7 protein-coding genes are annotated in these 14,129 nt (G+C 66.8%); 3 read left to right on the forward strand and 4 right to left on the reverse strand.

Annotated elements, in window-relative coordinates:
* Positions 1–27 precede the first annotated feature (27 nt).
* Both BMY53_RS23745 and BMY53_RS23750 read right to left on the reverse strand, forming a co-directional pair.
* Positions 28–4,716, reverse strand: a complete 4,689-nt coding sequence (locus BMY53_RS23745; RefSeq protein ID WP_177201027.1) for a GMC oxidoreductase — start codon at positions 4,714–4,716, stop codon at positions 28–30.
* Between the two features lies 1 nt (position 4,717).
* Complete coding sequence (locus BMY53_RS23750; protein WP_143074217.1) at positions 4,718–7,966, reverse strand: hypothetical protein; 3,249 nt, start codon at positions 7,964–7,966, stop codon at positions 4,718–4,720.
* A gap of 452 nt (positions 7,967–8,418) precedes the next feature.
* On the opposite strand from BMY53_RS23750, the gene BMY53_RS23755 reads away from it, so the two are divergent.
* The 3 genes from BMY53_RS23755 to BMY53_RS23765 are packed head-to-tail and all read left to right on the forward strand — an operon-like array spanning position 8,419 to position 11,247.
* Positions 8,419–9,990 (forward strand): methyl-accepting chemotaxis protein, encoded by a 1,572-nt coding sequence (locus tag BMY53_RS23755; protein WP_255370355.1) that lies wholly within the window; start codon positions 8,419–8,421, stop codon positions 9,988–9,990.
* 30 nt (positions 9,991–10,020) lie between these two features.
* Positions 10,021–10,398 (forward strand): GFA family protein, encoded by a 378-nt coding sequence (locus BMY53_RS23760; RefSeq protein WP_092949398.1) that lies wholly within the window; start codon positions 10,021–10,023, stop codon positions 10,396–10,398.
* A 54-nt stretch (positions 10,399–10,452) separates the two neighbouring features.
* On the forward strand, positions 10,453–11,247 hold the full coding sequence (locus tag BMY53_RS23765) for a phosphodiesterase (protein WP_092949400.1): 795 nt from the start codon (positions 10,453–10,455) through the stop codon (positions 11,245–11,247).
* A gap of 100 nt (positions 11,248–11,347) precedes the next feature.
* Here BMY53_RS23765 and BMY53_RS23770 read toward each other — a convergent pair whose 3' ends face one another.
* On the reverse strand, positions 11,348–12,910 hold the full coding sequence (locus tag BMY53_RS23770) for a UxaA family hydrolase (protein ID WP_092949402.1): 1,563 nt from the start codon (positions 12,908–12,910) through the stop codon (positions 11,348–11,350).
* A 12-nt stretch (positions 12,911–12,922) separates the two neighbouring features.
* Positions 12,923–14,122 carry a mannitol dehydrogenase family protein gene (locus BMY53_RS23775; RefSeq protein ID WP_092949475.1) on the reverse strand — a complete coding sequence of 400 codons (1,200 nt, stop codon included), beginning with the start codon at positions 14,120–14,122 and terminating at the stop codon, positions 12,923–12,925.
* Positions 14,123–14,129 lie beyond the last annotated feature (7 nt).

A 14,129-nucleotide genomic window follows, 5' to 3' on the forward strand; every position in this document is an offset into this window, starting at 1 on the left:
CTTGCGGTGTGTGCGGATCGGAACGGTTCAGCGGAAGACCGACAGGCCGGCGTCCTGCCCCAGCATGCGGTAGGCCTCCCACTGGTCGTCGTCGAAGAACTGATTGGCGGTGCTCTGGTTTGGAAAGGCCGCGTGCGTCTGCGCGTAGTAGCGCACGTCCGTCGGGATGTTGGCGCCGACGCTGGGTTTCACCAGCAGCAGCCAACTCGCCTCACCGGGCTGGTTGGCGTAGCTGATACGGGCCATGGCGGCGTAGTGCGTGCCGTCGCGCTTGAGGTCGCTCAGCGCCCCGAGGGCACCCAGGTCGATGCGCTGCGCGATCCAGCCCGGCACCGCCGTCTGCAGGTCGGCCGGGCAGAGCCACTCGATGGTGGCGTTGAAGTCCAGGCGCACCTGCCGGGTCAGCAGGGCCAGGTCGTCGAATTGATAGGCCTCGTCCTGGGAGGCATCCACCGCCACGATGAAGGGCAGGCGCCGGCGCACCAGCTCATACACCCCGGTGTTGTCGAAGTGGCCCCCATCGCTCAGGTACCACAGCTGGCTGGAAGCGCCCGGGAACCAGGCCCGCCATTCGTCCAGCAGCGCGGCCTGTAGGCGGAACGCCACCCCGGGCAGCGACTTGATCCGCCGCCACAGTCCAGGCGGGAAACGCCCGGGCCGCTGGCCGGCGGCAATACCGCTGTCCCACCAATAGCCAATGCGGATGTTCAGCAGCCCCAGCAGCAAGGACTTGGCCAAGGTCGTGCCGCGACCCAGACCCGTGGTGTAGGCGGCGCCGGAGATGGCGGTCCATTGACCCAGCTTGAGCCGTTCCACCTCCACAGGCTTGCCGTCGCGCCGCGCCAGCACATGGAACTGGTTGGGGTCCGGCGCCACCCGCAGCGGCTCCACCGGCACGCGATGCAGCTCGGCGCGTTCATCCTCCACCTTCTTCCACAGCGCATGGTGACGCCGGCCGATGCTCAGGCCGGCCGGCCCGACGCACAGCGAGAGGCCCTTGTCGTCCCGCAGTTGCCGGCCGGAGTTGCGGTCGACGGTGTCGTTCACGCACGCGCCAATCAGGTGTAGCGGGCCGCCATGCTGCTGAGGCCGATAGGCATCGAAGTCGATGTCGTCGCCCGCATCGGCCAGGTTGATCGGCACCGGCGCATCCACCCCGGGCGGATGGACCCGCGCTGCATTGGACGCGCCCAGGAAGTTGCGCACCAGTTTCTGCGCATACCCGGCCTGCAGCGACGAGAGGTTGAGAAAGGGAAAGATCCGCGCCACCACCAGCGAGGCCAGCAGCGTGCTGAACACCAGCCAGGGGCCAACATCGGGCCAGCGGAAGGACCAATGCACCATTGCATCCAGGTAGAACAGCAACAGGATGAGCAGGCCAAACGCCACACTGGCAAGCAGCAGTTGCTGCGCCAGCGGCCTGGACGGCAGCAGCGGTGTCGGCTTGCCGCCCAGGTATTGCATGGCCACGCCCCGCAGCAGCGCCAGCAGCGGCGGCAGCACCAGCATGGACCAGCCGGTGACCGTGAAGTCGCCCTCGCCTGCCGCCCGGGACACGGAATCCAGCACCACCCAGGCCAGCGTCAGGCCCAGCCCGAACAGCGCGCTGCCCAACGCCCGCGACAGCCGGGTACGGATGATCAGGCTGGGCGGCGTCGGCGCTGGCGTGCCTGCCGCACGCTTGGGGCCGCGCCGGGCGCGTTCCGGGTCATCGTCCGGAATGCCCCAGCTCGCCACCTCCTGCGCCGTCCAGGCCAGCAGCAACAACACCAGCGCCAGCCCGCCCCACGGGAGCAGTGCCGGTACGCCCAGCGCAAACACGGCGCATCCCAGCAAGGCCACCCACAACCAGAGCGGCAGCAGCACCCCGCGCCCCTCATGCGGATCCTTCAGAACAAACCAGTAACCTGCCGCCGTGGGCACCACCGCCAGCAGCAAGATCAGCACCGGCAGGGGCCACCAGGGCGACAGGCCGATACCGTGGAAGGTCCACGCCGGCACATAGGGCTCCGGCCACGCGTCGACGAGCAGCCGCGCCAGCCCGAACAGCCCGAACACCAGCGCGCCTATCCACACATGCACAAAGGCGAGGTTGCGCAGCACGATGGCCACGTCCGATTGCAGATCGGTGCGGCTGCCGCTGTCGATGTAGTTGGCATGTTTGCGCAGCCACCAGACTTCCGGCGAAGACGGCGTGGTGAGGATGGCTTCGACGCGCCCGGCCTTGTCCTCCACGCACTCGCTCTGCTGGGTGAACAGACGGCCCAGGAAGGCGCCGATGTAACCACCACCGGAAACCGACGAGATCATGTCGACCTGCCGCAAGCGCCCGCGCGCCGCCAGCGCCTGCAGGACGCCCAGGCAGAACGTGGCACTGCGCACACCGCCGCCGGACAAGGCCAGCCCCACCGTGTCTGCAGGCAGCTCATCAGCCTCCCGCGCCGGCGCGGTCGACAAGGGCAGCTTGGCAGCCATTCGCCGACGATGGATCTCCTGCGCCTCCACGGCGCGCAGTGCCCGCGGATAGTCCTGGGAGTCGGCCAGCAGCACGTCGGCCGCCTTCTCCCCGATCATGTAGGTGGGGGTCACAATGAAGTAGCCCGGAATGCGCGGAAACACCGACGCATCGACCACCCGCAGCCCCTGCACCCCGTGCACCCGGAAGTCACTGCTCAGCACGGCATCGGGTTCGGTCAAGCGCGCGGGGTCTGGCGTCCAGCGGTCGGCGCCAATGCGGCAGGTGCCGCAGGCATGGTGGCCCCAGGCCTCGTCGCGGATCCACTGGTCCAAGCCCTTCCCGGGGGGAAGACCGGGCCCCGGCTGCACCTCGTTGCCGAACACGGCGATCTTCTTGTTGATCTCCCGCACCCGCGTCACCGCCTCGGCCAGCGCATTGACGTCTTCCTGGGCGCCGGCCCCTTGCGGATCGTCGTCCCCCTCGTCGAAGGAGTGGAAGTCGATCTGCGGCACGTCCAGCGGATCAGCCGTACGCAGGCGCACCGACCCATGTCGGTTGTGCGTGTAGGCCTTGAGGATGACCCAGCTCCACAGGTTGCGCTGTTCCTTGTCCACGCCCTTGTGGGCCCACAGCAGTTCCTTGGAATAGCCCCAGTAGTAGCCCCGGAACGCGGCGGGCACACCAAAGATGAAGAGGTCCGGGTCCCGCCGCACGGCCTGGTTGGCGGTCGACGACATCATCATTGCCAGTGCACCGCCGTTGGTGGAATACAGGCCGGAGCCGTCCTTGAGCCACTGCTGGGCGGCCACGTCGCTCGGGGTATCCGGGACAAAGGTGACGCCCTTGAGCGTCGAGAAATCCTGCCCCGCCTCGGTAATGACACTGACCTCGTAGCGGTCCTGCATGTGCCAGCCCACGCCAGGCAGGTGCACGATGGGTGCGATGACCTGGCCGGTGCGGTCCCGCGGGCCGGCAATGTTCAGGCTGGAGAGTGCTTCCCGGTCCCCGATGCCGCTGAGCATCAGCACCTGGGGGGTGTTGAAGGCGCCGCCACAGACGATCACTTCCTGCCGGGCGAACAGCTGCAAGGTCACCGGTTGCTCGCTCGTGGTGCCGGCCAGCGGGCTGGCGCGGTACAGATGCTGGCCCTGCAGCAGCTCCACGCCGATGGCCCGCGGCGGCATGCCCGCGTCCGCGCTGCGTTCAAACACCACGCGGGTGACGTGAACGCCGGTCTCGATCACGAGATGTTGAGGTTTGCATTTCTGCGTCCGCAGCAGGTGTTCGCGCAGCCCCTGCCGGCGCTTCCCGTCGGTCCCGATGGAGATCAATGACAGGTGGGCCCGCGATGGCAGGTCCGGCGAGCGGACGTTCGGGTCCAGGAACTGCAGCAGCTGCAGATGGGCCAGGGACCGCAGGAAGGTCCCCCGCTCGTCCTTGCCCCCCAGGGTGGCCAGGGCCACGTCGAGCAGCACCCGCAGGAAGGTACGATCGCCCTTCACAATGCTGGCAATCACCAGCGGGTCGATGAAGCTGGTGGGCAGCCAGCCTTGTGTGCCGTGCCCGCCCGGGTCCAGCTGCCGGCGCGGGTTGATGAAGGTGGCGATCTTGCGGGCCGTGGTCAGCACACTGCCCAGGAACCGCCGGCCAAACGTGTTGTAGACACCGTAGTACAGGCACTTCTCGATCTTGGGGAAGTAGCCCTGCATGTAATCCGAGCGCCAGGACGGGTCGTTGGTCCGGTCGGCGATCCAGTCCCAGTCCGCATCATTGGGCCGGATGATGATCATGGCGTAGTGCGCCGTGCACCCGCCAATGGCGGCGGTGCGCGGATACTGGATGCCGCCCTTGCCCGCCCCGCCTAGTTGAGAAGGGTCCTCGCCGGCGTTGTATTTGGCGTCCCGCCGCTGGCGGTGGTCGTCGTCGTAGTGCCGCACGGAGAACGTCCAGCTCATCTGGGCGTCCTCGGTGGCTGCGCCGTGGAAGGCCGGCACCACCGCGACCTGGCGCTCCCCTCCCGAGGTGTTGTCCCCGGGCTTGATCGGCAGCAACTTGCCGTCCGGGCCGAGCGAGGCATCACCGCCCGCCTCCAACAACAGCACCCGCTTGCCGCCCAGCGCCAGGCGGGCTGCCATCGTGCCGCCGCCAGCGCCCGAGCCGACAACGATGTAGTCGAACGGCGTCGTCAGCGGGTCACGTGCCTGCGCCAGCAGCGTGACCCGGTCCACCGGGGCATGGGAGGAATGGACGGCGCTCATGTCAGAGCGTCTCCAGGAAGGCCTTGAGCTGCCGCTTCTCCTCATCGGTCAGGCTCTGCGCGAACCAGTGCCCCCGGTCCAGCACGAAGTCCGGGCACTTGCTGGCCTTGAGCAGCGGCTTGCCGGCCTCCTGCAGGAAGGCGTCCAGCGCGGCACCCTTGTCGTCCGTCAGTTCCTCCTTCTGCACCCGCAGCATGCCCCGCACCAACCCGGCCACCGCATGGAAGAGGTCCAGCGGCGGCGCCTCCGGGTTGATGTTCATCAGCAGGTTGACCGGCGTGCCGGTCGGGATCGGCCCCAGGCGGATGTCCGCGACGCGGCCATCCACAAAGGCGGTGGCGACCCCGCCGATGGCCAGAAAGGCGACAGCGCTCAGCCCGAAGACCACTCGCGCCGCGGTGCGGGCATGCTGCTGCACCAGGAACCACACACCACCGGCCAGCGCCACGGCGGGGATCAGCCACAGCCAGGGCAAGATGGTGTCGATGGCCGAGGCGCGCAGCAACGCGGCAAAGAGCGCGGCAAAGACGGTCAGCGCAAATCCGGCCAGCCGTGCCCGGCCGACCAATACCAGCACGATGGCCAGCAGCGCGGCCAGCCACCACAGCCAGCCGGTGAGGAAGGCGGTCAGGCCCTTGCCGGCCACGCCTTCCACCAGAGGCCGGATGAACGGTGCGCGGAAATCGATCCAGGAACGTTCCGTGGTCCGGTAGATGAAACCCGGCTCATTCGCCAGCGATGGGAGGCGGTGGCGCATGTCCCCGGGCCGGCCGCTGCCGCTGGCACGCCGCTCCGGCCACAGCAGCTTGTCGATGGCATCGTCAAATGCCGCGAGCCGCCCCTTGATGGACGGGTCGCCGTTATAGAGGCCCAGCGCGTTGTTGTGCAGCAGCGGCGCGGCCGTCCACAGGCTGGCCAGCGAGGCGGGCCGGTAATAGCCGGGGCCGCCGGCAGGTGGCACATAGCTGTCGTTGTTGCCCCAGCGGTCCACGCCCGTCTCGGCCGCCAGCAGCGGGTTGTAAAAGCGTACGACGCCCACGGCCGGCAACGCCTTGTAGGTGTCGGAGGAGAAGTTGTCCCACACCTGACCGCGCATGCCGTTGGTGCCCATCGAACGGCCAGAGTTGGTGCCGACCAGGGTGATGGGCACGCGGATGTCGTTGGAGAGGTAGTTGTCCTTGAGGAAGTCCCGGCCCTGTGCCTGTTCATCGGCGAGGAAGGCCTCCAGCCGCTTGACGTAGGCCAGGTAAGCCGGGCTGGCCTTGAAGGCATCCCATTCGGCGAAGTCCATCGGCAGCGTCAGGGCGGCGGGCCGAATGCCGCCCGCGGCTGCGCTGGCCGCGCCCGCCGGGGCTGCGGCCGCGCGCCAGTCCCGCGAGAAGCCCCATTGCTGCTGCGCCGGCTGCTTGCTGGAATGGCACACCGCGCAATGCTGGATGAAGACCTGGCGGCCCGGGTTCACATCAGCGGCATGGGCGGCCAGGCGCACCTTCCCGTCCGCCGTTGCCGACAGCTTCATGGCCTGGGTGGAGGTGACCCCGGTGCGTGGCGAGACGTAGGTAAAGAAGGACTCCAGCTGCGGAATACGGAAGGCTTCGGTGGCCTGCCAGTAGACAGACTTGTCCTGGATGGTGGCGAGCTCGAACGGCCGCTGCGGCTTGAAACCGATCACCGGGTTGTGCAGGTGGCGCCATTGCTCCGAATAGGTGCCGATATTGAGATAGACGCGGGACAGCGCGCCTTCCACGCCGATGCTGTCCGCCCCATCCAGCAACACGCGCGGGGTGTGGCGGGGATTGGTCTGGAAGTTCGGCGCATCCTCGATCCCGCGTTGGCGCAGGTTGGCGGCGCTCTGCTGCTCCGGCGGGTTCTCTTTGGCGCGGGCCAGGCGAGGGTTGATCTCGAAGATCGCCGTGATGGTGTTGGCGTTGTTGATGTGGTCCGTGCTCACCAGCGAGGTGTCGATGGTGCCGGGCTGCTGGCTGGCCACGAACTGCCACAGGAAGCTGTTGGGCTTCTTCAGGTTGGAGAACGCCTTGTCCGGCGTCCAGTATTGGGAGCCGATGACGCTGGACATGTTGGCCCAGCCCGGATTGGCGGGATCGGCCGGCGGGTTCAACGGGTGTGGGCCCACATGGCAGAAGGCACAGGCCATGCTGATGCGGAAGGGGCGCACCAGCTTCGGGTCGGCCCGAATGGTGTCGTCGGTGTAGTAGGCATCCGGCGTTGGGCTGTTGAGCACCCGCTCGTTCCAGTAGCTGCGCGCCTGCGAGGCCGCCGCAGAATCGCCGAAGAAGTCCGGGTTGAGCATCAGCCGCAGCCCCACCACCCCCGAGGCGTAGCCATAGATCAGCGGGTCGATGCCGTCGTCCGGCATCTGCTTGACGGTCTCGTCGTAGAGCTTCTGGTCGCCGATGCGAAAGAACTCCTTGTACGCGGCACCCTGGTGGCTGGGGGGCGGCTTGATCACTTCCGCCAGCTTGCCGGTCTTGGCGTCGATGTCGTTGGCGGGCTGCGGCAGCTTGACCTTGTCGCCATCCGCCTGGTCCAGGTAGAGGCCGAGGATGCGCTTGCCAGGCTCCTTCTGGGCGCGCAGGCCCGGCTGGTTGATCAGGCCGGCTTCCTTGAAGCGAGCGGCGCGCTGGCGCGAATCGATCAGGATGAGGAAGTCCGCAATGCCGTAGCCGTTTTCCTGCAGCCAGCCCCAGAACGCATCATTGCCCTCCCCCCACAGCATCCAGGTGTTCTGGCCCCGGATGGCGGAACGGGCATCGTCAGGCACCACCGTACCGTTGAAATAGTCGATGGGCCGCAGCGCACCATCCGGGCCCACCACCTGGTCCACCTCGCTGAAGAGATTGCGCATCTCCGTGGGGAAGCACATCTTGATGCGCCGGTAGAGCGTGGAGCCATTGGGGCTGCGGCTGCCGCTGGCCGCTTCGTCGCCGGGGGCGGCGGCTTCCACGCGGTTGGAGAGCTTTTCCCAACCCGGCTGCGAGCGCGGAGTGAGAGACGCAGCCGGGTAGTGGGCGCGGATCTCGTCCAGCGACGGGCCCGAGGATGAGGCGGCAGAGGCGGCAGGCGCTGCCGCCGTGGCGGACGCGGTGGAGCCCTTCGGCGCGGTCGTCGATGCCGGCGCGGAGCCGGACCAGCTCATCGTGGCGGCCAGAAAGGCAGACAGCCACACACCACCTGCACGACGCGTCGCCAGCAGCGAACGAGTCCAGGCCACGACCATTCCAACCGGCATGGTTCATCCTCCATAGACCCGAGGGGTGTCTCGCAGCGTCCGGTGGCAGGCCACCTCCAGGAGGTGCCGTCAGGCCGTGTGTTTTGTTGAAGTGGGCTTGCGTGACTTTGTTGGCACAGGATCGCAGGAATGCAAGGAGTCAGCGTCAACAGATTGAAGGATGCGCTGCATTCAAGTGACAGCGCAAAAAACGTCCTCGTCCAAAGCCAGGGAGACCAGCAGAATTCCTCTCAGGGCTGCTGCGGAGATTCCCTAGATGCAATCGGGGTTTCCGTGAACAAAATCAATCAGAGGTCGGCTTTCGGAGGATGGTGACGAGCCTGATAGCGCTACCATTTGCAACGTGGATGTCAGGGAGTAGACACCATCGATCGAACGCGCAAAGTCACAAGCGCGTCGACGATTCGCGATGGTCCATCGCGAGGCCCCCGGGGCTTTATTGGGAGCACACCTTGAATACCACGCACAGTCACGGAACCCTGAGCGCGCGGCTCAGCATCGCGCAGCAGTTTGTCCTGCTGGTCGGCCTCGCCGCCGCCATCCTGCTGGGCATCAGCGCCATCAGCCTGGTCCGCGTGAAGGCTTTGGGCCAGACGGTCGACGAACTGGCCAACGAGCAGGTCGAGCTTCTGCAGCTGGCCCAGCGCTGGCGCAACAACATCGCGGTCAATTCGACCCGTGTGTTCGCCGTCATCCTCTCCGATGGCGACGAGCTTCAGAACTATTTCAAGGACGTGATGGCTGCCACCACGGCCGACACATCTGCTGCGCAGAAGCGCTATACCGAGCTGGAAAAGTCGCCCGAAGGGTTGAGCATCCTTGAGGAACTCGCCACGGCGCGCAAGCCCTACATGGAGGCCCGCGACAAGGCACTGGCCCTGAAGAAGGCTGGCGACCTGGCACAGGCCAAGTCGCTCGCGCTCAGCAGCTATGCGCCGTTGATGGAGAAGTACAACGGGATGGCCGACAAGATGGTGGCCTACCAGGCGCGCCGCGCCGGGGAGCATGGTGAAGAAGCCGCCGCGATGATCGCCGCCTACCGCTGGACCATCATCGTGTCCGGCATCGCCGGCCTGACACTGCTGGGCGTCTTTGCCTGGCTGATGGTGTCGGGCATTCGCCGTTCGCTGGGCCAGGCCATACAGGCGGTCAAGGCCATCGGTGAAGGCGATCTCTCGCAGGACATCCAGGTGGTCGGCCGCGGCGAAGTGGCCGACATGCTGAACGCCACACAGCAGATGCAGCTCTCGCTGGCCCGCATCGTGAGTTCTGTGCGTCAAGGCAGCGAGCACATCGCTTCGGGCTCCAGCCAGATCGCCAACGGCAATGCGGACCTGAGCCAGCGCACCGAAGAACAGGCGGCCAACCTGGAAGAAACGGCGGCCTCGATGGAGGAACTGACCAGCACCGTGCGCAGCAATGCCGACACCGCCAAGGAAGCCGCCCGTCTGGCTGGCGAGGCGTCGACAGCGGCTGCCGGCGGTGGCGTGGTGGTGGGCAATGTGGTCACGACCATGCAGGACATCGTCACCTCGTCGCGCCGCATTACCGACATCATCGGTGTGATCGACGGCATCGCCTTCCAGACCAACATCCTGGCGCTGAACGCGGCAGTGGAAGCCGCCCGTGCCGGCGAGCAGGGCCGCGGCTTCGCGGTGGTGGCAGCGGAAGTGCGCACGCTGGCGCAACGCTCGGCGGGTGCGGCCAAGGAGATCAAGCAATTGATCGAGGACAGCTCGCAGAAGGTGGAAGCCGGTACACGCCTGGTGGACGACGCCGGCCGCAGCATGACCTCCATCGTGGCCCAGGTGCAGAAGGTCAACGACCTGCTGGGCGAGATTTCCCACTCCACCACCGAGCAGACCTCCGGCATCAGCCAGGTGGGCGACGCGGTGGCGCAGCTGGACCAGGTGACGCAACAGAACGCCGCACTGGTTGAAGAAAGCGCGGCAGCGGCAGACAGCCTGCGGCACCAGGCGGAGCAGCTGGCGCAGACCGTACGGGTATTCAAGCTGCGGGCTTGACGCCGACGCCGCCAGGGTGGACAACGGTGCATGACCCAGCACCGTAGCGCAACATGCCTTTGTGGCCAGGTCCGGGTCGCTGTCCGGGGTGAGCCGCTGCGCGTGGGCATCTGCCACTGCGCCAACTGCCACAAGGAAAGCGGCTCGGCGTTCACCTTCTATGCCGTCTGGCCGGTGGCGCAGTTCGAGCACAGTGGCCAGACCACCGAATCACGCGGGCAGCACTTCTGCCCACGCTGTGGGTCGCCGATGTTCTCGGTCGATGAACACGAAGCGGAGATCAAGCTGGGCAGCCTGTCGGATGTACCCAGCGGCCTGAAGCCCAGCTATGAGCTGTGGGTGAAGCGGCGGGAGCCGTGGCTGCAGCCTATCGACGGCGCCGTGCAATACGAGGAGGACCGTCCATGACGGTCCGGCCATTCACCTCCTCCCGTAGTACGCTTCGGCGCAGGGAGTATGCAAATGCTGATAGGCCAATTGTCCGATCCACATGTCCGTGCGCACGGCGTGCTGTATCAAGGCGTCGTCGACTCGAACCAGGCGCTCATCGAAGCCATCGATCATCTGCTGCGCATCGACAAGCGGCCCGACCTGGTCCTGGTCACCGGTGATCTGGTCGATGAAGGTCGCCCTGAGGAATATGCGGTGGCCCGAGCGTTGCTGGCCCGCCTGCCCATGCCTTACCTGGTCATTCCCGGCAACCACGACCATCGCGAGAATTTCCGGGCCGCATTCCAGGACCACGGCTATCTGCCCGCGGAAGGCCCCCTGCACTACTGCGTGGACGACTACGCTGTTCGCTTCATCGGGCTGGACTCATGTGTTCCCACGCTTCACCACGGCCACATCGATGCGGACGGCCTGGCGTGGCTCGACGGCGTGCTGGAGAGCAACCCCGTCAAACCCACGGTGGTGATGCTGCACCACCCCCCGTTTGTCTGCGGCATTCCCTACATGGACGAATATCGCTACATCGACCCGGCGCCGTTGGCCGCCGTGCTGCAGCGCTACAGCAACATCGAGCTGGTGTTGTGCGGCCATGTACACCGTTCCATGTTGCGCCGCTGGGCCGGCACCGTGGTGTGCGCCTGCCCCAGCACCGTCACCGAAATCGACCTGCAGCTGCTGCCCAACGCCTTGCCCAGCAGCCATGCAGGCCCACGCGGCTGCATGCTGCACCTGTGGGACGAGCACCTGGGCATGCTCAGCCACACCAGCCTGGTGGGCGAATCACCCGGCCCCTACCCATTCGCCTGAGCTCTCGTACACACGATATGCACTGGCCACTCGCGGTGGCAAATCCTCGATGACGGAGGGCGAACCTAGCCATCCCACCGATACCTGCGCACCAACCCTCTCAAAGAACGGCGCCCAGCTGCCAGGGTACGAACTCGTTGTCCCCCAAGCCGTTCTCCTCGCTGAGCGTGTGCTTCCCCGACGCGGTGGCCAGCATTAGTCGGAAGAGTCGCTCGCCCGCCTCTGCCACGCTGAGCGTGCCATCGACAATCTCACCGGCATTGAAGTCCATGTCCAGGCTCATGCGCTGGTACATCGCCGTGTTGGTGGCGATCTTCAATGAGGGCGTGGGCTTGCAGCCGTAGGTGGAGCCGCGCCCGGTGGTGAAGCAGATCAGGTTGGCACCGCCCGCCACCTGCCCGGTGGCCGATACCGGGTCATAACCCGGCGTATCCATGAAGACCAGGCCTTGGCTGCGCACCGGCTCGGCATAACCCAGCACGTCCATCAACCCACTGCCGCCGCCCTTGGCCACTGCGCCCAGCGACTTCTCCAGGATGGTGGTGATGCCACCCGCCTTGTTGCCCGGCGATGGGTTGTTGTCCATCGCCGCACCATGACGCGCGGTGTAGGCCTCCCACCAGCGCAGGCGCGTGAGCAGGCCCTCTGCCACGGCCGTTGAGGCGGCCCGCGCAGTCAGCAAATGTTCCGCGCCGTAGATCTCCGGCGTTTCCGAGAGCACCGCCGTGCCTCCATGTCGAACCAGCAGGTCCACTGCGGCGCCCAGCGCCGGATTGGCGCTGATGCCGGAATAGCCATCGGAGCCGCCACACTGCAGCCCCACCACCAGCTGGGAGGCTGGCACCGTGCTGCGGCGCGCCCGGCCCGCCTCCACCAGCAGCTCCTGCACGATGGCCACGCCCTGCGCCACCGCCTCCCGCGTGCCACCAGCATCCTGAACGGTCAGCGTGCGCAACCGGCCCGGCGGCAGCGCCATCCCGGCCACCAGCGCATCCACCTGGTTGACCTCACACCCCAGCCCCAGCACCAGCACCGCCGAGAAGTTGGGATGTTCCGCATAACCGCGCAAGGTGCGCTGCAACAGCTCGATGCCCTCCCCCTGCGCGCTGGTGCCGCAGCCGCCGCCGTGAGTGATTGCCACCACCCCGTCCACGCCAGGGTACTCGGCCAATGCCGGGCCGGCGAAGGTCTGCGCAATCGCCTTGCAGGCGGTCGCGGAGCAGTTCACCGTGGAGATGATGCCCACGTAGTTGCGCGTTCCCACCCGCAGATCGGCGCGCACATAACCTTCAAACGTGGCGGCAGGCCGAATCGGCTCGGTGGGCACATACGCTCGACCGATGCCATGGTCCGGGTGGGATTCACCGGCCTCCAGGTTGTGCACATGCACGTGGTCCCCGGGTGCGATGGCCTGGCGTGCCACACCAATGGGCTGTCCGAACTTTCGCACCAGCTCCCCAGGCGCAATGGACCGAAGCGCCACCTTGTGTCCGGCAGCAACAGGCTCGCGTATGGACAGCCGGCCGGCTGCGGCGGCGGCACCGGTCTGGTGCCGGCGCCCTCGCATCACGAACGCCCCGGCAGCCAGATCCACGCGCGCCACAGCCACGTTGTCCGCCTCGTGCAGCACCAGCAAGCTGCGTTCATCCAATACCTGTTCCATCAAATGGCTCCTTCACGCCTGGGCCGCCAGCAGGGCTCGCAACCTGGGTTGGTCCAGACCAGGCAGTTGCTCGTGAGCCAGCGCCACGAGCGGGGCCACTCGCCGTTCCAGCTTCTGCGCATGGTTCTGGGCAATATCCGCCAACCGGTGCGCCAGGAATGGGTTGAGCAGGCGGTCCCGCAAGGTCCCCAGATACGTCCGCGCCTCATCACCCTGCCCCATGGCATCCAGCAGCGGCAGCACCTCGTCACGCCACACCGCCTCCAGCACGTCTCGCATGCTTGGCTCCTGCATGGCCTGCAGCACCGTCATGTCTACCGGATGGCCGCCGTTTCGCCACAGGTCCGCCAGGAGCGTGTGGCCGAGGTTCAGCAGGAAGAGTTTGAGCCGCTCGAAGCGCGCCAGATCGTCCGTCAGCACGATGGCCGGATGCTGGCATGGCAGCACCAGCCCAGGCTGGCGTTCGATGGCCCACAACGCGTAAGGCTCCGCCACCGCGCCCACGGGCACCAGGGCCTCGGACACAATGCGATCCACCAGCGAGTTCGCCCACACCACATGGGTTCGAAGCCAATCCGCGAAACGGGAACGGACCGCAGGAGAGGAACGCTCCGACGGCGGTCCTGCTGAAGCCGTTTCTTCCGCAGCGCCTTGATCCAGGCACCATGCCTGCGCAATCCCCGTCACCAGATCCCGCAACCGCGTGCCATTGGCCGACACCAGTTCACAAGGCAGCACCGACGGCGGCAGTTCGGGTCGGTGGCGCCAGCGGTCATGCAGCAGCACCACCAGCTTGGCCGGGAAGCCTTGGGGCGCGGCGGCGTCGGGCGCCAGCAGACCTGCATGGTCTCCTTGATGCGACACCCAGCCACTGTCCCCGGTGTTGGACACGATGACGCGCACGTCCTCCCGCATCCGCTGTCGCACCAGTGGCCACTGCGTCCGCGCCTCCAACGCTTCGCCCACGGACCGGCAGACGGTGCGTGTCTTCACAGGGCGTCCGTCCACCAGCCCCCGTACCAGCACGTCAAAGCCGTCAGCACGCGCCATGGCGCGAACGCGCTCGGTGCTCGCGGGATTGGCCGTGGTCTGCACCACGGTGATGCCGCCTAGAGCGCCCTTCCAGGCCTGTGCCTCGGAGACAAACAAGTCCACATGCGCCTGCAAAAACCGGCTGGTGCCGAACTGCAGGATGGGGAAACCGCCGCTCATGGCCACC

The organism is Roseateles sp. YR242 (genome assembly GCF_900109745.1).
Taxonomy (GTDB): domain Bacteria; phylum Pseudomonadota; class Gammaproteobacteria; order Burkholderiales; family Burkholderiaceae_C; genus Roseateles.